18 protein-coding genes and 2 pseudogenes are annotated in these 19,685 nt (G+C 63.3%); 3 read left to right on the top strand and 17 right to left on the bottom strand.

Features of this window, described 5'->3' with window-relative positions:
• The 12 genes and pseudogenes from C5L14_RS17025 to C5L14_RS16970 form a co-directional block, all read right to left on the bottom strand.
• A pseudogene (locus C5L14_RS17025) lies at positions 1 to 632 on the bottom strand (IS630 family transposase); the annotation flags it as partial.
• A 229-nt stretch (positions 633 to 861) separates the two neighbouring features.
• Positions 862 to 1,335, bottom strand: coding sequence for a peptidoglycan-binding protein LysM (gene lysM / locus C5L14_RS17020; RefSeq protein ID WP_105863201.1), 474 nt, complete (start codon positions 1,333 to 1,335; stop codon positions 862 to 864).
• 274 nt (positions 1,336 to 1,609) lie between these two features.
• Entirely contained in the window at positions 1,610 to 2,359 is a 750-nt protein-coding gene (locus tag C5L14_RS17015) for a cyclase family protein (RefSeq protein WP_105863200.1), read from the bottom strand.
• Position 2,360: 1 nt separating this feature from the next.
• Positions 2,361 to 3,539: an ABC transporter substrate-binding protein gene (locus C5L14_RS17010; RefSeq protein WP_105863199.1), complete on the bottom strand. Its 1,179-nt coding sequence runs from the start codon at positions 3,537 to 3,539 to the stop codon at positions 2,361 to 2,363.
• A 4-nt stretch (positions 3,540 to 3,543) separates the two neighbouring features.
• Entirely contained in the window at positions 3,544 to 4,584 is a 1,041-nt protein-coding gene (locus tag C5L14_RS17005) for a branched-chain amino acid ABC transporter permease (protein ID WP_105863198.1), read from the bottom strand.
• Positions 4,581 to 5,483 (bottom strand): branched-chain amino acid ABC transporter permease, encoded by a 903-nt coding sequence (locus tag C5L14_RS17000; protein ID WP_105863197.1) that lies wholly within the window; start codon positions 5,481 to 5,483, stop codon positions 4,581 to 4,583. Before C5L14_RS17000 ends, C5L14_RS17005 begins: the two co-directional genes overlap by 4 nt.
• The gene (locus tag C5L14_RS16995) at positions 5,480 to 6,214 is read right to left on the bottom strand and encodes an ABC transporter ATP-binding protein (protein ID WP_105863196.1); all 735 of its coding nucleotides are present in this window, start codon (positions 6,212 to 6,214) and stop codon (positions 5,480 to 5,482) included. Before C5L14_RS16995 ends, C5L14_RS17000 begins: the two co-directional genes overlap by 4 nt.
• Positions 6,207 to 6,995, bottom strand: coding sequence for an ABC transporter ATP-binding protein (locus tag C5L14_RS16990; protein ID WP_181161207.1), 789 nt, complete (start codon positions 6,993 to 6,995; stop codon positions 6,207 to 6,209). Before C5L14_RS16990 ends, C5L14_RS16995 begins: the two co-directional genes overlap by 8 nt.
• A complete protein-coding gene (locus C5L14_RS16985) occupies positions 6,988 to 7,614 on the bottom strand; it encodes a cysteine hydrolase family protein (RefSeq protein WP_105863195.1) in 627 nt (208 codons plus the stop codon). Before C5L14_RS16985 ends, C5L14_RS16990 begins: the two co-directional genes overlap by 8 nt.
• Positions 7,611 to 8,420, bottom strand: a complete 810-nt coding sequence (locus C5L14_RS16980) for an N-formylglutamate amidohydrolase (RefSeq protein WP_105863194.1) — start codon at positions 8,418 to 8,420, stop codon at positions 7,611 to 7,613. The genes C5L14_RS16985 and C5L14_RS16980 overlap by 4 nt, the downstream gene beginning before the upstream one ends.
• The gene (locus tag C5L14_RS16975) at positions 8,420 to 9,739 is read right to left on the bottom strand and encodes a glutamine synthetase family protein (RefSeq protein WP_105863193.1); all 1,320 of its coding nucleotides are present in this window, start codon (positions 9,737 to 9,739) and stop codon (positions 8,420 to 8,422) included. Before C5L14_RS16975 ends, C5L14_RS16980 begins: the two co-directional genes overlap by 1 nt.
• Positions 9,740 to 9,852: 113 nt before the next feature.
• Positions 9,853 to 10,719 carry a MurR/RpiR family transcriptional regulator gene (locus C5L14_RS16970; protein ID WP_181161206.1) on the bottom strand — a complete coding sequence of 289 codons (867 nt, stop codon included), beginning with the start codon at positions 10,717 to 10,719 and terminating at the stop codon, positions 9,853 to 9,855.
• Between the two features lie 127 nt (positions 10,720 to 10,846).
• Between C5L14_RS16970 and C5L14_RS16965 the strand changes: the two genes are divergently transcribed.
• Positions 10,847 to 11,536 (top strand): cysteine hydrolase family protein, encoded by a 690-nt coding sequence (locus tag C5L14_RS16965; RefSeq protein ID WP_105863191.1) that lies wholly within the window; start codon positions 10,847 to 10,849, stop codon positions 11,534 to 11,536.
• 579 nt (positions 11,537 to 12,115) lie between these two features.
• On the opposite strand, the gene C5L14_RS16960 is transcribed toward C5L14_RS16965, so the two are convergent.
• Complete coding sequence (locus C5L14_RS16960; RefSeq protein ID WP_105863190.1) at positions 12,116 to 12,841, bottom strand: tellurite resistance TerB family protein; 726 nt, start codon at positions 12,839 to 12,841, stop codon at positions 12,116 to 12,118.
• 221 nt (positions 12,842 to 13,062) lie between these two features.
• A complete protein-coding gene (locus C5L14_RS16955) occupies positions 13,063 to 13,587 on the bottom strand; it encodes an Lrp/AsnC family transcriptional regulator (RefSeq protein ID WP_105863268.1) in 525 nt (174 codons plus the stop codon).
• 98 nt (positions 13,588 to 13,685) lie between these two features.
• Between C5L14_RS16955 and C5L14_RS16950 the strand changes: the two genes are divergently transcribed.
• On the top strand, positions 13,686 to 14,894 hold the full coding sequence (locus tag C5L14_RS16950) for a diaminopropionate ammonia-lyase (RefSeq protein WP_105863267.1): 1,209 nt from the start codon (positions 13,686 to 13,688) through the stop codon (positions 14,892 to 14,894).
• Positions 14,891 to 16,131, top strand: a pseudogene (locus C5L14_RS16945) (Zn-dependent hydrolase). Before C5L14_RS16950 ends, C5L14_RS16945 begins: the two are co-directional and overlap by 4 nt.
• Positions 16,132 to 16,197: 66 nt before the next feature.
• Here the strand turns inward: C5L14_RS16945 and C5L14_RS16940 are convergent.
• From C5L14_RS16940 to C5L14_RS16930, 3 genes are all read right to left on the bottom strand, one after another.
• A complete protein-coding gene (locus tag C5L14_RS16940; protein ID WP_105863189.1) occupies positions 16,198 to 17,850 on the bottom strand; it encodes a Na/Pi cotransporter family protein in 1,653 nt (550 codons plus the stop codon).
• A gap of 202 nt (positions 17,851 to 18,052) precedes the next feature.
• Entirely contained in the window at positions 18,053 to 18,874 is an 822-nt protein-coding gene (locus C5L14_RS16935) for an MBL fold metallo-hydrolase (protein ID WP_105863188.1), read from the bottom strand.
• 5 nt (positions 18,875 to 18,879) lie between these two features.
• Positions 18,880 to 19,680, bottom strand: coding sequence for a TatD family hydrolase (locus tag C5L14_RS16930; RefSeq protein WP_105863187.1), 801 nt, complete (start codon positions 19,678 to 19,680; stop codon positions 18,880 to 18,882).
• Positions 19,681 to 19,685 lie beyond the last annotated feature (5 nt).

Raw genomic sequence — 19,685 nt, 5'->3', positions numbered from 1 at the left:
GAAACTCTCGCCGTTGATCGGACCATCCAGGACCCAGGGTGCTTCCACCCGATCATGGCGCAGAGCGGCAATGAAGGTCTGGGTCTTCCAATGGCCATGGGGAACGACGGCCTCGAGCCGCTCGCCGCATTTGCTCCAGCCGCGGAGCGGGGCCATGTTGGTCTTGGTCCAAGTTTCGTCGATGAACACAAGCCGCTCGGGGGTGATCAGGGGACGGTATTTGATCCATTGCTGCCGGCGCCGGGCGACGTCGGGCCGGCTGCGCTCGCTGGCGACCAGCGTCCTTTTTTAAAACTCAGCTTCTGCTCGTGCAGGAAATTCCACACACTGTGATGGTCGACCTTGAGCCCGCGCTCGGCCAATTCCTTGATCAACTTGGCGATCGTGAAGGCACTTCCGTCTCGGCAGCGCCCAACCAGCCAGTCATGATGCTCACCGCTGATCGCGCGCGGCTTATGGCCCCCCATCTTCCCCGGCGCCACACTGCCGTTTGCCTTGTCCCGCTGCAGCCAAAGCACCGCCGTCGAAACCGCTATGCCAAAACGCAGCGCCGCCTGGTTGCGCGAAAACCCTTCTTCCTTGACCGCTCGAACAACCCGCTCACGAAGGTCCATCGAATAAGGAACTGCCATTCGCTGCGGCCTCCTCCGCCGCAGCTATCTTGAATCACTTCTCAATCGATTTGGGAATCCAACGATTCAACCAAAAATCACCCTGCTCTAGATGGCAATAGGCAAGCGCCGAGGCGCCTGCAGCCAAGAGGTGCGGCGTGTGTCATCTTCTGAAAAGCACCTCCTCGAAAGAAAAACCCGGCGAGACGGCTCGCCGGGTTCGATCTGTAGCTGGGACGCTGGATGTGCTTTAGGCCTGCCCGATCGGCGGAATGCGCAGGACCCAGCCTGGGAGGATGTGGTCGGGATCCTTGACCGGCGGCGTGTTGGCCTTGACGATCTCCTTGTAGAGATTGCCCTTGCCCTTGCCGTAATGCTTCTCGGCAATGGCCCAGAGCGTGTCACCCTTGACGACCGTATACATGGTCGAGGGCGTGCCGGGGGTGTTGACGCCGAGCTGGCTGTCGACCTGCGCCACGCCATTGTTGTTGCCGGCGGTGAGGATGATCTTCTCGGCAATTTCCTGGGAAGGGGCGGTGCCGCCCAGGACGACCTTGTCGCCGTCCACCGATACCTGCAGGCCGTCGGCCTTGAGTCCGGCTTCCTCGATCTGCTTTTTCACCAGCGCGGCGACATCGGTCGGAGCCGGCGCCGGTGCCGCCTCGGCCTTGCTCGAACCGAACATTTTGTGGCCGGCGTCTTTGATGAAATTGAACAGTCCCATGTTCACTCCAGGCGTATCAGGCAAAATTACCTAAGGATAGGCTAGCACGGAATGGTTGTGCGGTCACATGGATTCGAGTGCGACGGGTCAGGTAAGTGCAGTGTGTGTCGAAGTGCTGGCTTGTGAAGTCAAGCTAGGCGTGAAATGCCTGTCTTCGTGGGGAAGCGATATCGTGCGGACGGATTTCGTATGTGAATACTCGCCTGGAATGAGTTGAGCGCGGTCCGTCGGAATGCTTTTGGCAGGGCAGGCACGAGACCGAACCTGTCGGAAATCAATGATGGATTGCGATGGCGCGCGCTGGAAAGCCCGAACCTCCTTTCGCCTTTGGCCAGCATGCCATGATCAAGGCGCCGGCCTCCGGCAGTTCATCGAGATTGGCGAGCAGCTCGATCTGCCATCGGTCGCGTGAGAGTACATAATGTTCGAGGCTGAAATCGCCCCTGGACGTCGCCTGGCCGGGATCGGTGTCGATCTGTTCGTGGCCGATGGCGGCGATCCCCCGTCCCTCGAACAGTTCCTCGAGCACCACCCGCGACCAGCCGGGGCAATGGGAAATACCGTCCGCCGAGCGATTATAGAAGCGCTCATTGTCGGGCCAGCGTTTCGACCACCCGGTGCGCAGGGCAACGAAGCATCCGGCGGGAATGGGCCCGTTGCGCTCCTCCCAGGCTGCGACATCTGCCGGCTCCGGTGTGGCATCGGCATTGCCGGCGACTTTCTCGCGGATATCCAGCACCACCAGGGGCAGCAGCATTTCAGTGACCGGCAGGTCGTCAACCGCACGCCCACCCTCGATGAAATGTACCGGCGGATCGACATGCGTGCCCCATTGCCCCACAAAGGCATAGCGATGCACCTGGAAGGCATCGCCCTTGGGGTAGTCGAATACGAGCTGGCGCTCCTCGTCCGGAAAGGCCGAGAAGCGGGGCTGCCCGGGGTGGAAGGCGTGGCTCAGATCGGTGAAGATCGCGCCGGCGAATGCGGCGCGATAGACCTCCCACAAGGACAGGGGCGCGGCCATGTCAGGGCTCCGCGACGAAGGAGGGTGCGGCCTCGCCGGCGAGCGTGAGCTTGCCGCCCTTGACGCCGATCACCGAGACCGACTTGTCCGGCACCGAGACGTTCGGGCGGTAGGTGATCGTGCCCGTCACGCCGTCGAGACCGGAAGTCGCCGCGAGAGCATCGCGGATCTTGGCGGACTCGGGCGCACCGGCCCGTTTGATCGCATCGGCCATCAGTTTCACCGCATCGTAGCCGAGTGCGGCAAAGGCATTTTCGGGCGCGGTGTTGTAGGCCTTCTGATATGCGTCCATGAAGGCCTTCACCTTGGCGTTGGCGCCATCGCCGATGAAAGCGTGGGTGGTGAAATAGGTGTCGTTGGCGGCCTCGCCACCGACCTGCAGCAGCAGGGGCGTGTCGTACCCGTCGCCGCCGACCACTGGCAGGGTGATACCGGCCTGACGCAATTGCTTGAGGATGAGGCCGATCTCCTCGGCATTGGCGGCCGCATAGATGAAGGCCGGCTTTTCGGACAAGGCCTTGATCTTGGCGATCTGGGCCGTGAAGGTCTTGTCGCCGATCTTGTAGCTGTCCTTGCCGACGATCTTGCCGCCGCCATGCTCATAGGCCTTGACGAAATAGTCGGAGAGCAGGGTGGTGTATTCGGTGCCGATATCCGTGAGCAGATAGCAGGTCTTGGCGTTCAGCGTCTTCAGCGCGAACTCGGCTCCCACGGCAGCCTGGACGTTGTCGCCGAAGGCGGCGAGGAAGACCTCGTTGCCGAGCTGGGCCGGCAGCTTGGGCGAGGTGGCGCCCGGAGTGACGAAGGGGATTTCCGCCTTCTGGACCTGGGGGCCGATGGCGAGCACCGAATCCGAATCCGCAAAGCCGATGATGCCGACCACTTTGTCGCTGTCGATCATCTGGCTGGCGACGGTGGAGATCACGGTAGCGTCCGATTTTGAATCATAGGTCACCAGCTCGATCGGCCGGCCCAGTACGCCGCCAGCGGCATTGATCTCCTGCGCCGCCAATTTGGCGCCGTTCAGCATCGGCCCGTCAAGCGAGGCCTGCACGCCGGTGAGATTGGCCGAATAGCCGATCTTGATCGGATCGGCGGCGAGAGCCGGGCCGGCAATCGCCAGCATGGCGGCGGCCGACAGGCCGAGGGCGAGGGTTCTGCGTCTGCTCAACGTCAACATCTGGTCACCTCTCAATTGATGGACTGCTCGCCGATGTTTTGGTCGCCCCGAAAGTCAGTTCGCGGTCGCCCATGATCCCCTTCGGCCGGAAGATCATGATCAGGATGAAGAGGATGCCGAGCACGATCTGGCTCGCCCCGAACAGAGGCGGCACGCTCACGCCGAGCAGGCTGAACCCGCGCTCGGCCGTGCGCAGCACTTCCGAAAGAAGGGAGACGCAGACGACGCCGATCAGGGCGCCGGAAAGGGAGCCCATGCCGCCCAGGACGAGCATGGCGATCAGGTTCAGCGTCATGGCGAAGTAGAAGGTGATCGGCGAGAAAGAGCCGAGATAATGGGCATAGAGCGAGCCGCCCACGCCCGCGAAGAAGGCCCCGGTCACGAAGGCGATCAGCCGTGTACGTAGCACGTCGATGCCGACGGCGCCGGCGGCGATGGTGTCGTCCCTGGCGGCCATCATCGAGCGGCCGAAAGGCGAATAGACCAGGCGGGCCAGCAGGAGCAGTGTCACCACCAGCCAAGCCATCACCCAGGGCAGGTTGGTCTGCAGCGGCACGCCGGTGAAAGTGCGCGAGCCGCGGGTGAAATCGGCCGCATTGATCAGGACGACGTTGACGATGATGAGAAAGCCCATCGTCGCCACCGAGACGAAATAGCCCGACAGGCGCATCAGGGGATAGCCGACGATCACCGCGAGCAGAGCCGTGAACAGGCCTGCCGCCAATGTGGCCGGCAGGAAGGGCAGGCTGAAGCCCGACAGCAGCGCCGGTAGATGCGGCAGCAAGGCAGCCTTCTGCTGCACCGTCAGCGACAAAATGCCCGAGGCATAGGCGCCCGCGCCGACGAAGCCGACATGGCCGAGCGAGAACACGCCGGTGAAGCCGTTGCTGAGGGATAGCGAGAGCACCAGGATCGAGTTGAGCGCGATCAGGATGAGGATGCGGGTGAAATAATCGCTCAGGACAAGGGGCGCACCGATGGCGACCACGGCAGCGAGCGCCAGGCCCAGGGCGATGGTGAGCGGAAGGCGCAGGCCGGCTTTCATAGCTTGATCTCGCGATTGGGCTGCAGCAGGCCACCGGGACGGAACAGCAGGAAGGCGATCAGCAGGCTGAAGACGATGGCGTCGCGATAGGGCGTCACGGCATCCGGCAGGAAGGCGACGATGAAGATCTCCAGCGCCCCAAGCATGTAGCCGCCGACGAGGGCGCCCGAGATCGAGCCGAAGCCGCCGATGATCGCGGCGACGAAGGCCTTCAGCAAGGGCGTGAAACCCATCTGGGGCTGGACGACGCCCGCCTGCGCCGCCCAGAGCACGCCGGCGAGCCCGGCATAGGCGGAAGCCACCACGAAGGCGATCACGATCACGCGGTTGACGTCGAGGCCGACCAGATGGGCGGCCGACATGTCCTCGGCCGCCGCGCGCATGCCGAGCCCGACGGTGGTGCGGGTGATGAACCAGCCGAGGACCAGCAGCGACAGGAAGGAGAGGCCGATGGTGAGCAGGTTGATGTTGGTGAAGGTGATGGCGCCCTCCGCCAATTGCCAGGAGCCGTTGAGCAGGTCGGGCAGGGGAAAATTACGTGGTGAAGAGGTAAAGGCCAGGATGCCGAGATTTTCCAGGATGTAGGTGACGGCCAGGCTCGTCAGCAGCCGCGTCACGTCCGGCGCGCTGCGGATGGGCCGATAGGCGATGCGTTCGATCACGAGGCCGGCCAGGGCGGCGGCGAGGATGCCGCAGAGCATGGCGAGAGCGAAAGGCATGCCGGCGGCGCCGAGGATCACGGTGGTGAAGGCGCCCACCATCATTACATCGCCATGGGCGAAATTGGTCAGCCGCAACACGCCGAAGACGATGGACAGGCCCACGGCGACCAGGGCGTAGAGACTGCCCAGGCTGACGGCGTTGATGATCTGTTGGAGGATATATTCGAAGGCGCTCATTCATCGGCCCCCAGATAGGCCTGGGCGACGCGGTCATTGGCGGTCAGCTCGGCGGAGCTGCCGGACAGCACCACCCGGCCGGTGCGCAGCACATAGGCCCGATCGGCCAGCTCGAGCGCGATGGCGATGTTTTGCTCCACCAGGAGCATGGTCATGCCCTGGCGCTTGAGCTCGGCCAGCGCGTCGAAGATGTGACGGACCAGCAGCGGAGCGACGCCGAGCGAGGGCTCGTCGAGCAGGAGGAGGCGGGGGGCGGCCATCATGGCGCGGGCAAGGGCAAGCTGCTGCTGCTCGCCGCCCGAGAGCGTGCCGGCCAATTGCGCCAAGCGCTGCTTGAGGATGGGGAACAGGGCGAACATGCGTTCCTGGTCTCGGATGATGCCGGCGCGATCCCGACGCGTGCAGGCGCCGAGGCGCAGATTGTCCGCTACCGTCAAGCTGCCGAACAGGCGCCGGCCCTCCGGACTGTGCGAGATGCCGATCCGCACGATCTCGGCCGGCCGAAGGGCCGTGATGGTGTTGCCTGCAAAGCTGATGCTTCCGGACTTCGGGCGGCTCAGACCGGAAACCGTGCGCAGCGTCGTGCTCTTGCCGGCACCGTTCGCACCGACCAGTGCGACGACTTCTCCCTGTCCGACATCGAGGGACACGCCCTTGAGCGCGCGCACCGCGCCGAAATTGACTTCGAGCCCGTCGATCCGGAGCAGGGGGGAAGAGGGGGCGTCAGGCATGGCCGAGATAGGCCTCCCGGACCCTGCTGTTGCTGCGCACTTCCGCGGGGGTGCCGGTGCAGATGACCTCGCCGGTGGCCAGGACCTGGATGCGCTCGCACAGAGTCATGATCAGGTCCATGTCGTGCTCGACCACGACGACGGCGATGCCGTAGCGATCCCGGATGGTTCGGATCAGCCCGGCCAGGATTCGAGTCTCGTGGGAATCGAGGCCGGCGGCGGGTTCGTCGAGCAGCAGCAGGCGTGGTTGCGTCGCCAAGGCGCGGGCGATTTCGAGGCGTCGCTGGTCGCCATAGGGCAGGGCGGATGCGGGCTGCCGGGCCTTCGGCTTGAGGGCCATCAGTTCGAGCAGTTCATCGGCATAGTGTTGGGCGGCAGCCAGGCGCTCCCGGTAACGCGCGCCCCGCACGATCGCCGCCAGCGGGCCGATGGGGTGACGAAGCTGCGCCGCGGCCAGCACGTTGTCCCGCACGCTCAGCGAGCCGAACAGGCGCGAGCCCTGGAAGGTCCGGGCGATGCCCCGTTCGACGATGGCAGCGGTGGACAGGCCGGCGATCGATTGCCCCAGGAACTCGATCGTGCCGGCATTGGGACGAGAGAAGCCGGTTACCAGATTGAAGAAGGTGCTTTTGCCCGATCCGTTCGGACCGATGATGCCGACGATCTCGCCCGCCCCCACGCTGATCGCGTGATTTCGCAGGGCGACCAGGCCGCGGAAGGCCTTGGTGAGATCGGCCGTGCGCAGCAGGGGAGCGGTGGATTGCGCGGACGGTTCAGCCATCGCCGCGTCCCCGCGGGCTCGCCAGTTCGCCGACCAACTCGTCGGTGCTGGCCTGCCGGCAATAGCCCTTGAAGGCACTCAGGGCCTGTTCATGGCGCTCAGGCGTGTCGGTGGTGCAGCCGTCGATGGGACAGACCATGCGAAAGCCGCGATCGGCGCCGTCGCGCACTGTGTGGTCGACGCACTGGTCGGTCAGGAAGCCCGTCACCACGATGGTATCGAGCCCGATATTGCGGATGAGATATTCGAAATTGGTGGAGTTGAAGAGACTGGAAGAAGTCTTCGGCAGCACCATCTCGTCCGGCCCTGGCGCGAGTTCGGCGATGACATGCGTTTCCGGGCTGCCGGGTGCGAAATGAAAGCCGGTTTGCTTGTAGTCGAGGCTGCGGTCGCGCCCGTTCCTGGTCAGGCTGGCGATGACGGTATAGACGATCTCGGCACCGGCGGCCCGGCTGGCGGCCAGCAGGCGCGCGATGTTGGGAATCGTGATGTCTCGTGCCGAGCGATAGAAATGGGGACGCGTCACCTCCGCCTGTGCGTTGAAGATGCCATCTTGCGTGTCGATCACCAGGATGGCGGTCCGGGCTGGATCGAGAGGGGCATTGCGGTCGGGGATCATCGGCCGCTCTCCATTGCCAAGCGCGCATGGGCCGCGCTCAGGACGGGAGCGAGCCGCTCCGCCCAGGCAGCCTGGCCGGAGGCATCGGCGATCAGGTCCTGGCGGATCTCGAATTCGACATAGGGCAGGCGCCGTTCCTCGCCATGGACGGGCACGGAATAATCCTCGGCCATGTTGACGCCATAGGGTTCGTTGCGCCCGATCACGAGATCTCGCTGGTGGGCCAGCTCATCGAGAACCAGGTCCGAGAAGTGACGATTGTGGTGATAGCAAAGGCCGATATGCCAGGGGCGCGGGGCGGGCGCGGCGCGGAGCGAGGGCGTGAAGCTGTGCATCGACACCAGGATGAGGGGCAGGCCGGCCGCCAGCCGGTGGTCGATGCGGCCTGATATCTCGGCATGATAGGGTTCGACGATCTCGCGGATGCGGGCCTGGCGGTCATCGGCCGCTGGATCCTGGTTGGCCGGCACGAGCGTTCCGTCGGAAATGGGGGTCATGAAGCTCGGCGAGTCGAGCCGCCTGTTGCACTCGGCCACCAGACGCGAATAACGCTGGAAGATCAGGGGCGCCTGCAGATGATCGGACAGGCCTTTGCTGACGCCCAGAATGCCGATGTCGACACCGATATGGCGGTCGAGCTCAGATTGTGGCAGGCCCAGCCCCGCCAAGGCGGCGGGAACCGCATTGCCGGCATGGTCGCAGATGATCAGGAACGGCGAGGAGGCCTCCCCATTGTGCAGGCCGACCGGCGGCGGATCCCCGCCAGTGAGCAAGCCGATCGAGCTTGTGCGCAGGGGCGAGGTCATCAATAGGCTCTCGCATAGAGCGCGCAGAGTTCTTCCAGGCCCTTATCCCCGGCCATCTCGATCTCACCGCGCTTGTGCGTCAGATAGGCCTTGGTCAGCACCGGGCCGAGCCAGGCCGTGGCGAGGCTGTCGACCTCCAGTGCTTCCAAGGCCTCGTCGAGGCTGCGCGGCAGGTCGTGGATACCGCGCTGAGAGCGCTCCTCGGTGCTCCAGCGTCCCGGATCGCCGCTGGAGATGAAGGGAACGGGCAGGGTGTCGCGTATGCCCGAAAGGCCGGCAAAAACCAGCATGGCGAGCTGCAGGTAAGGGCTCGCAGTGGCATCGGCACCGCGATATTCGATATTGTAGCGCTTGGCGATATCGACGCCCTCGATCTCCGGATAAGGGCAGATCCTCAAGAGCGCCTCGCGGTCCCGATCGGCGAGATTGGCGTAACAGGCCGACCAGGAATGCGGCTTCAGTCGCTCATAGGAGATCACGCTCGGCGCGGTAACGGCGCATAACGCCCGGGCATGCCTAAGAATGCCGGCGCAGAAGGAAGCAGCGATTTCGCTCAGTCCGGCCGGACCTGCGGGGGCATGACAGACTGGTTTGCCGGCAAGATCGGTCAGGCTGAAATGGATATGCACGCCATTGCCGACGATACCCGGCGTCACCACCGGCGAGAAACTGGCATGGCTGCCGTGGCGGCGGGCCAGCGAGCGGCAGATCTCGCGGAGCTTCACCGCCTGGTCGGCCGCCTTCAAACCTTCCGCCGGCTCGATGGTAATCTCATACTGCCTTGGCCCATATTCGGGCAGGAAGGTGTCGGGGACGATATCGTTGGCACGCAAGGCCGCCAGGAAGGAGCCGATGAAGCCCTCCATGCCTCTGAGACTGCTGGCCGCATAAGAGTCGCCCGGGCGTTCCTCACCGGCCTCGTACCAGAATTCGTGCTCGAAGCTGGCGACGAGGCGCAGGCCCGCCTCCTCTTCGAGTGCGGCCAGGGCTCGCTTGAGCAGGCTGCGCAGGCAGCAATCCCAGGCCTCACCCGCCATGGTCTTGATATCGCCGAGAATGATGTGCTCGGCGGGCGTGCCGTCCTCATAGGGCAGGCGGATATCCCCACCCGCTTGCGGCACCAGCATGAGGTCGCCTTCCGCACCGAAGGGCGTGGCGGGGATACGGCCGAAGCAGTTGATCATGACGTTGGTCGGGGTCCAGCCGACACCGAAGCGACGGCGGCTCTCCAGATCGGCTGCGGGAAATCCCTTGCCCCTGACCTGGCCGGCAATGTCGCTACAGCAGACCGTGATGACGCTCTCAGGCCTTGTTGCCATTGGCGTGCCGTTCCCCTGTTATTATGGGGACGAACGCTAGCATGCGAGAATTATTTCTTACAAGATGATGTTAATAGCGGAGATGCCGTAATTTTTGGCAAAAATGACGAGCGTCATGGGAGCAGCTTGTGACGGACACCTTCGATGGTTTCGAAGCGGGCTCTGGCAATCGGCCATTGCCGGGCGTCGATGGCGAGGGCGACGGCTTCCACCAGGGCGATTACACCGATCAGGCTGTCCCAGGGGGAGGGAACGTCGACACGGGCCCTCAGCACGATATCGGCAACCTGAGCGGCATCCGACATCCACTGGTCGGTAAAGAGAGCGACTACGGCTTCGCGGCTCCTGGCCACCTCGGCCGTACGCACGGTATCCGCCTGATAACGGCGGATGTCGAACAGAATGACGACGTCCTTGCGCCGAAGTTCGGCGAGTTCGTCGGCGCGTCGCATCAGGCCCGGAGAGAACAGTCGGACCCTGCCGCGAAGCTTGCGCAGATGGAATTCGAGATGACGTGCGGCCGGCTCGGTAAAGTCGCCGCCAAGCAGAAAGACCTGGCGTCGCTCATCGACGAGGATGTCGACCAGACGGGCGAGTTCCGCCTCGTTGATCATGGCGATCGAGCCTTGCACCGTCTCGGCCAGGGCGCCCCCGAATTCGGCGAGCGCCGAGGTCGAGGCATCCGCATGGGGGCGCGTCAGGGGGAATTCGGCCTGAGCCTCCATCTCCTCGCGCAGGGCACGCCGAAAATCGGCATAGCCTAGAAATCCCAGCTTGGCCACGAAGCGCAGAATGGTGGGAGCGCTCACCTTGGCCCTCTCGGCGAACAGGGCCACCGTCTCCATGCCGGTGGTCGGATAACGGGCGAGGAGGGCGCGGGCCGCCCGTTTCTCCGCATCGCTCAGGGATGGCATGGTCGCCGCGACGCGGTCGGCAAGCGTCGTACCGGTCTGGGGCAGGGCGGCTCTTGGGGGCTCCATGGCGATACCTCTTCTCGGCGTCCGTGCGGATGCCATTGTCTTTCACAATGGCTCGGTACAGGATAGGTCAATTACGGGCAAAGCCGTAATTTGAATTACAACAAGGCATTCCATCTGTGAGGACCTCATGGCCGGCCTTCCAGCCATCGACGCGCCGCGGGGCGCTTACCGGGAGCGCGCGATCGTTCCGGCCCGAACGGCGCTGCTCAATGTCGACATGCAGAACGGCGAGTTCAATGCGCAGATCCTGGCCCGGGCGCGCATGCCCGGTACGCCAGAAGCGGCGAAGCGGGCTTTCTATGAGCGCATCGATAGCGTGGTGATCCCGAACCAGGCGCGCCTGCAGGAAGCGGCCAGGGCGGCTGGCATCGAGGTGATCTTCACCGTGCTGGAAAGCCTGACTCAGGATGGGCGGGACCGTAGCCTCGACCACAAGATCTCGGGCCTGAATTTCCCGAAGGGCTGCTGGGAGGCCAAGGTGATCGAGGCCGTCGGTCCCAGAGGCGATGAGATCGTCATTCCCAAGACGGCATCCGGCATCTTCAACGCCACCAATATCGAGTATGTGCTGCGCAATCTCGGCGTGGAATTCCTGGTCATCTATGGGGTGGTGACCGACCAATGCGTCGAATCCGCCATTCGAGACGCGGCCGACCGCGGCTTCCTCGTGACGCAGATCGAGGATTGTTGTGCAGCCGAGACGCCCGAAAATCACATTGCTTCGATCGAGAGCATGAACGGCCATTATTGCCGTACACGCAGTACCGATGCCATGATCGCGGAGATCGAGAGCTTATCGAAGCAAAGCCTATCATAAAAATCCATGTATATCAATATATTCTATATATAAATTAAAGTAGTTTCCTAGCGATTTGAGTGACTCGGAAAACGGTCCGTAAGGGCCGCTTCGTCAATGGCGCGCATGGCGGTCCGGAGGGCCGGATCGCGCCCGGCCTCGCGGCGCCAGCAAGAGCAGGCAGAGGAGGAACATGCGGCACATCGGACGACCTCCGAAAATGTCGGTCCTAGTCGCTGAAATTGGCATGCCGATGAGCGGCAGTCGATGGTCGGCTGAAACTGCGTGGCGCGCCGCGGCCTTGCCAGGTACCGCACGGACGAAGCCCGTGCGTCCGAAGAGCGCTTCCAAAGCCGGCAAGATGCGTCACCGACAGCCGGCTATTTCGATTGTGAGTGTTTGCTCAAGGATGCGGCGAAGGCGGGCCGAAACCAGTCCCGGGAGTGGGGCGCTTGGCCCCATCTCTAATTCGCATAAGATATATTATGGAACATAATCCTGTCCTCCCGACCCACCCAAGGGCTTGATAAACCGGGGCTTTTCTCAAAAGCCCGGTCTCCTGCGAGTTCGGGATCATGGCGATCCGGCGCCCCGTGGCGCCTATCGGCCGACGGCGGCAGCCAGACCATCGTCGATCTGACCGGTCACGGTCTGCGGCAGCTTCAGGCGGCCGGCCAGCACGTGCAGATAGGAATTCTCGGCCGGCGATGCGGCGCCGACAGCGATGCGCGAAACCGCGTAGACTTCGGCCGCCAGTTCCGGCGTGGTCGCGCCGCGCACGATCGGCTCCATGTCGAATGGCTTGCTCAATTCCTGGAACAGGAAGTTGCGTTCCTCGTCGGAGAGATCGAGCTTGTCGGCATGGCCGAGGATCAGGCTCTGCTCCTCGGCATCGACATTGCCGTCGGCCTTGGCCGCATTGATCATGGCGCCCAGTAAGAGCTTGGCATGGCTTTCAGCTGCCGCGGGCGTTTCCACAGCCATTGCCTCCACTGCGCGGGCGTCGATGACGGGCGGCAGCGGCTGCGGGCTCGACAATTGCGGTGGCAGGAAGCCGCCAGGCGCGTTGTTCGCTGCGGTCGCGCCACTGTCGGCCGTTGCCGGCGCGCCAGCCTGTTGGGCCTGGCTGCGCTGCCAGGCATGCAGCGCCAGCGCGCCGATAGCGGCAATGCCGCCATATTTCACCGCAGCGCCAGCCAGGTCCCGGCCAGTCTCGGTAAACAGGATGCCTGCCGCGGCACCGCCGGCTGCCAATTTCTTGCCTGGCGTGTCGAGAATTTGCCCACCGGCACCCAGCACTTTTCCAAGCAGATTGTTCAGATCCATTATTCGCCTTGCTCCTCTACGATCGCCCAGCCCGAGCACGCCACGAAGTTTCGGACGCTCCACCTCGGGATTCGATCGATCAGCACGGCCGGATGTGGTGCCAAGAACCGGGCGGCTTCAAGGCCAGCAATATGAAATCTTGGTCATGAAAGCGACGATTCTTGGGTTTAAGAATATAAAAATATTATTATAAATCAACATATTGATTAATTTTTCTAACTCTATTTATTCGGGCGTGATTGTGTGGTGGACCCTGGAACTCCGTCCAGGGACAGGCTGGTGCCGGTCTTGACCCGATCCATCACGACGAAAGTCCGGAAGCGTTTGATGTTGTCGCTGGCGAAGAACAGCTTCCGCGTCAGGGCCTCGTAATCGGCCATCGACGGCACGTTCAAGATCAGCACGAAATCCGTTTCCCCGGCGACATAGTAGCATTGCTGTACGCTGGTTTCGGCTAGAAATGCCTTTTTGGCTTCATCGATCAAGGCGCTGTGTTCACGCTCCAGATCAACGTTCACGACGATGGTCAGGGGCTGTCCAATCTTTGCCGGGTCGAGCAAGGCGACATTCGCGGTAATGATGCCACTCGCCTCCAGGCGGTGGATGCGGCGTTGCACGGCCGGCGCCGATAGATGAATGGCCTCGGCAATCTTGCGCTGGGGCGTCCGGTTGTCACGTTGCAGGATGGCCAGAATGGCAACGTCGAAGCCATCCAGTTCGAGGGATGAGCCGGAAATGCGGGACATGAAGACCTGACGATACAAAATTGCGCCAACTGTCTCCAATGAGAGCGCTTTTATTATGCACTGCGCAATAGGATTGCATCGCGACAATGGAGATCAAGATGCTTCTCGCCAATTCCGGTCCTCACTACCGCTCTCCGCTGCCTGCCCAGGACGCTGCCATGTTGGGAAGCGCCGGTGCAGACGAGGTCGGGCGCTTCCTGGCCTTACGTGCCGATCACCACCCGACTCCCCTGCTCTCGCTGCCGGCCCTCGCGGCCCGGATCGGCATCCGCAATCTCTTTGTAAAAGATGAGGGACAGCGTCTAGACCTTTGTAGTTTCAAGGCTCTTGGCGGGGCCTATGCCGTGGTCCGGCTTGTGATCGAAGAGGCCAGCCGGCAGCTGGGGAGACAGGTCGATTACAGTGAAATCGGTTCTGCCGACGTCAGATCGGCTGCCGCGGGGATGATCTTCGCCTGCGCGACCGATGGCAATCATGGTCGCTCCGTGGCGCAGGGAGCGCGGTTCGTCGGAGCGAAAGCCGTAATTTTCGTACATGGCGGCGTGAGCCAGGGGCGCGTGGAGGCGATCGCCGCCTTCGGGGCCGACATCGTGCGGGTGAACGGCACTTATGACGACTCTGTGACCGAGGCTGCGCGTGTCAGCCAGACCCGCGGCTGGACCATTGTCTCGGATACGTCCTGGGAGGGATATGAGCGCATCCCGAGTCTGGTGATGCAGGGCTATACCACCATCCTGCGCGAAGCCTTGCTGCAGATGCGCGAGCCGCCAACCCATTTATTCGTCCAGGCCGGCGTCGGAGGCGTCGCCGCCGCGCTCGGCGGTCATGCCGAACTCGTCCTCGAAGCCCGGCGACCGAAGCTGGTGGTGGTCGAGCCCGCTCTCTCGGCCTGTGTCTTCGCCAGCGCAAAGGCCGGCCGCCCGGTAAAGGTCAGCCATGGAGCGCCCACGGTGATGGCGATGCTGGAATGCTACGAACCCTCGCAGGTCGCATGGCGGATCCTGGCGCGTGTGGCCGACGGCTTCATGACGATTGACGACGGGCAAGCGATCGCGGCGATGAACGACATGGCTCGCCCCCTGTCGGGTGATCCCGCCATTGTCGCCGGCGAGAGCGGCGCGGCCGGTCTTGCCGGTTTGCTCCGGGCTACTCGCGACGATGCCATGCGTCAGGCTCTCGGCCTGGACGCGGATGCCCGCGTCCTGGTGATCAACAGCGAAGGCGCCACCGACCCCGAGCGCTATCGGGATCTCGTCGGTCTCACCCCCGAGGATGTGCAGATGGCGAACGCGGAGGCCCGGGCATGAGCGAGGTGTCCATCCAAGCCGAGCGCCTGCTCGGGCGGCTGCGCAGCCCCGGGGCGATCGGCCGCGACGATGATGGCCGACTGGTCCGGCTGGCCGTGTCCGACGCCGACAGAGCGGGGCGTGACGCGCTGGTAAGATGGCTCGACGACGCGGGACTCGAGATTGCAATCGACAGGATCGGGAATATCTTCGGCATCTGGCGGCCGCAAGATGCGCAGGACGAGGCGCCGCTTCTACTCGGCTCGCACATCGACACCGTCATCGACGCGGGACTTTATGATGGCTGCTATGGCGTGCTGTCGGGCCTGGAAGTGATAGAGACGCTGAAATCCTCGGGCTGGCGCCCGAACCGCCCAATTGCCGTGGCTGCCTTTACCAATGAGGAAGGCGTGCGCTATGCGCCGGACATGATGGGCTCGCTGGTCCATGCCGGCGGATTGTCTGTCGAAGCGGCGCTGGATTCCATCGGCATCGACGGGACCAGGCTTGGGGACGAACTGGAGCGGATCGGCTATGCGGGCGAACTGGAACCCGGTTTCCTCGAGCCGCATGCCTATCTGGAGCTCCACATCGAACAGGGCCCGGTGCTGGAACGCGAAGGGTTGGCGATCGGCGCCGTTGAAACGCTGCAGGGCATCTCCTGGCAACGCATCACCATCGAGGGACTCGCCAATCATGCCGGCACCACCCCGATGTCGCTGCGCCACGATGCCGGCCATGCCGCGGCGCGGGTGATCACCTTTCTGCACGAGCGTGCCATTGCCGCCAATATGCCGGCGGTGGCGGCCGTCGGCAGTCTTCGGTTCGAACCGAATGCCATCAACGTGATTCCGGCGCGGGCGATCCTCACCGTGGACCTGCGCGATCCCGATGAGACGCGCCTGCGCGAGGCAGAAACCGCCCTCGCCTCATTCTCGATGTGCTGGCCCGGGTGGAGGGCGTCAGGGTATCCGTCGAGCGCCTCGCCCGGTTCGAGCCGGTCGTCTTCGACGGCGGACTGGTGGAGCAGATCGAAGGGGCTGCTGCCCGGCGCGGCCTGCCCTGCCGCAGGATGACTTCAGGGGCCGGCCATGATGCGCAGATGATGGCAAGGATCGCGCCTTCAGCCATGATCTTCGTACCCAGCACCGCCGGCATTAGCCACAATCCCAAGGAGTTCACGCCGGATGCCGATCTGATCGCCGGTGCGAGCGTACTCCTCGACGTGGTGCGGGATCTCACTGCTGCGCCGGGGTGATCCCAATCCGCTGTAGCTGATCAATCGCTGGAAAAATTCTATTTATCACATTGGTAAAGCTAGATTTTATCCGGCATCCTTGAGGCGTGACGTCGAAAGCTCGCCAGCAGCCTCAAGGATCGGATAAGCCACGGCCGTCAAATGGGCGACGATGCGCTTGAGGTCACGGATGACGTCCATATGCAGCGAGCTGGTCTCGATCGAAGCCAGCGTGCCGGCGCGCAGGCGGTTGAGGTGACTCTCGGCCGCCGAGCGTTCGAAATTGCGGATATGGTCCTTGGCCACCACCAATTGCCGGGCCATGACGGGATCCTGCGTCATGAACACCGTGATGGCGAGGCGCATCTGCGCCACCACTTCGCGATGCATGGCCTTGATTTCAGCCCAGCCCTCGCTCGAGAAGCTCAGATTGAGCCGCTGCTTCTTGGCCGCCAGTTCCAGCAGGGTCTTGTCTAGAATGTCGCCGACATGCTCCAGATTGGTGGTGAACAGGATGAGCTCGAACGCCTTCCGGCTCATATCCTTGTCCAGCGGCGTCCGCGTCAGCCGGGTCAGATAGAGCTTGATGTTCTCCTGTAGCCGATCGACTTGGTAATCAAGCTGGCTGATCTGCTTGCGCCTGGAATCGTCCTGTTCCTCGAAGGTTATGATCGATTCCCGCAGCATGATCTCAACCAGTTCGGCCAGCCGGATCACCTCGCGGGAGGCCGCGACCAGCGCGACCGAAGGACTGTCGAAATCCCCCTCGTCGAGCACGGGCGATGGGCGCTCGCCGATCGGCGCTTCCGGCGCCCTCACCAGCCTTTCGAGCAGGCGTGCGGTCTGGCCGATGAAGGGCAGGAAAACGATCAGAAGCAGCAGATTGAAGCCGACATGGAAGTTGGCGATCTGGCGGGCTCCCGAGGTCTCCAACTGCGCCAGCCAAGGCTGGATGAAGCCGATCAGCGGCAAGAGCACCACGGCCCCGACCAAGCGGGTGCCGAGATTGCCGAGCAAAGCACGTCGGACTTCGATCGGCGCGGCCAGGGATAAGCCCAGAGGTGCGAGCCCCGAGCCGATATTGGCGCCCAGGACCAGGGCAAATCCGAGCGGAATGCCCACGACTCCTGCCCCGGCGAGCGACATCACCAGAAGCAGGATCGCCACGCTCGAATGCACGAGCCACGCCAGCGCCGCGCCGATCAGCAGCGCGGCCCAGGGCTGGCCGTTGAGACGTTCGAAGATCAGCGTCATGATCTCGCTTTGGCGGATCGGATCGGCAATTCCCACAACCAGATGCAGCGACAGGATCATCAGGCCAAGGCCGATCATGGCCCGGCCGACATTCTGCGACACGGACGAGCGCCCGAGCATGAACGAGGCCACGCCGGCGATAATCAGGACCGGCATCAGGGCGGAAAGATCGAAGGACAGAGCCTGGACCACGATCGTGGTGCCGACATTGCTGCCGAGCAACACGGCCAGGGCCATGGCGAGCGTGAGGAACCCCCGCTCGACGAAGGACATCACCAGCAGGGTCGAGCCCGTCGAACTCTGCAGAGCCGCGGCTACCCCTGCCCCGGCCAGGCAGGCAGAAAAACGATTGGAGGTCGCTCGCGAAATCACGCCGCGCAATCGCTCGCCGAAGGCCCGCATGATGCCCGTCTTTACCAGACGGGTGGACCAGATCAGAAGGGCGACACCGGCGAGAAGATTGAGAAAAACGTGCTGACCAGCCAACCGAACAATTCCTTAGGACGAATCCTCTTCATGACAAGAAAGAGGAATCTATCACATAAGCAATTGAAACAGCATGAACATTAATGTCACATTTTGTGCTTTTCGGTCGGTTTGTTCCAGAGCGCCTGGCGCGTTGGCACCCACGTCAGCAATCGCAAGGACGCGTCGAACCAAAAAGCTGGGAGCAAAGCAGCGTTTCGGTTTAGAGGCGTTTTGCTTCCGGCCGCATCAGGTCGATACGCAAGCCGTCGTGACCCGGCTCGACGCCCGCCGGCAAGGTGCGCCTCAGGGTCTGATAATCCATGTCCGTGTGCATGTTGGTCAGGATGGCGCGGCGCGGTTTCAGTTTTTCGATCCAGGCCAGCGTTTCCGGCAGTGACCAGTGGCTGGGATGCGGCGTGGGGCGGAGAGCGTCGACGATCCAGACGTCCAGTCCCTGCAGCAAAGCCTCGCTCTCTTTCGACAATCCGTTGACATCGCTGGAATAAGCGAGGTTCCCGATGCGAAAGCCGAGGGATTGGATATCTCCGTGGTCCTGCTCGAACGGCAGGGCCGTGATCGAACCGCCGGCGCCTCCGATCGTCACGGCCTGCCCGACCGTGATCGTGTTGAGCGTGAGGATGGGCGGATAGGACGAGCCCGGCGGCGTCTCGAAGCAATAGTCGAAGCGGGACCGAAGCAAGGAGGCGGTGCGCCGGTCGGCATAGACGTCAACGAGGCTGCGCTGATAGAGCGCCAGCACGCGCAGATCGTCGATGCCGTGGGTATGGTCGGCGTGATCATGGGTATAGAGTACCCCATCGACCGCCTTGACCTCGGCATCAAGCAATTGCTGGCGCATATCGGCGCCGGTGTCGATCAGCACCGTGGTGCGGCCGCCCTCGGCCCCATCCTGTTCCAGCAGCAGAGCGCAACGCTGGCGCCGGTTGCGGGGTTCGAGGGGATCGCAGCTGCCCCAGCCGAACCCGACACGGGGAACGCCACCGGAGGAGCCGCAGCCCAATAAGGTCGCAGTCAACTTCATCGGCGTCAGGCTGCCGCCCGGATGCCGTCGGGACGAGGCATTTTGCCAAAGAGACGGAAGGCGTTCTCGCTGGTCTGCCTCGCCACCTCGCTCTCGCTGAGACCGATGGTCTCAGCCAGAACCCGCGCAGTATTGGTTACATAGGCGGGTTCGTTGCGCTTGCCGCGGAACGGCATGGGCGCGAGGTAAGGCGCATCCGTTTCCACCAGCAGACGGTCATGCGGGACGAAGCGGGCGATGTCCCGGATCTCCTCCGCCGATTTGAAAGTGAGGATGCCGGAGAAAGACACGTAGAAACCAAGCGCGAGCCCCCGGCGCGCCAGTTCGGGGCCCGACGAATAGCAATGGAGGACAGCGGTGAAGGAGCCCTTCTCCATTTCTTCCTCGAGAATGTCGCCGATGTCCTGGTCGGCCTGGCGGGCATGGATCACCAATGGCAAGCCGGTGAGCCGGGCCGCGGCTATATGCTTGCGAAAGCCGCGCGCCTGCACGTCGCGCGGCGCATAGTCGTAGTGATAGTCGAGCCCGGCCTCGCCGATCGCCACCACTTTGGGGTGAGCGGCGAGTTCCAGGATCGCGTCGAGCGGAATATCGTCCTCTTCGTGGGCGTGCAGGCAATGCGTGCCGATCGAGCCGAAGACATCCTCATAGCGCTCGATCAGCGCCTTGATCTTCTCGAATTGCCGGATGCGGGTCGAGATGGTGATCATGCGCCCGATCCCCGCCTCGCGGGCGCGCGCAACAACATCGTCGATCTCGGCCTGAAGATCGGGGAAATCGAGATGGCAATGGCTATCGATCAGCATGGCTT

It is taken from the genome of Labrys okinawensis, assembly GCF_002982075.1.
GTDB classification, from domain to species: domain Bacteria; phylum Pseudomonadota; class Alphaproteobacteria; order Rhizobiales; family Labraceae; genus Labrys; species Labrys okinawensis_A.
Note: the sequence above shows the minus strand (reverse complement) of the source record. Positions and strands in the feature narration are given on the sequence as shown.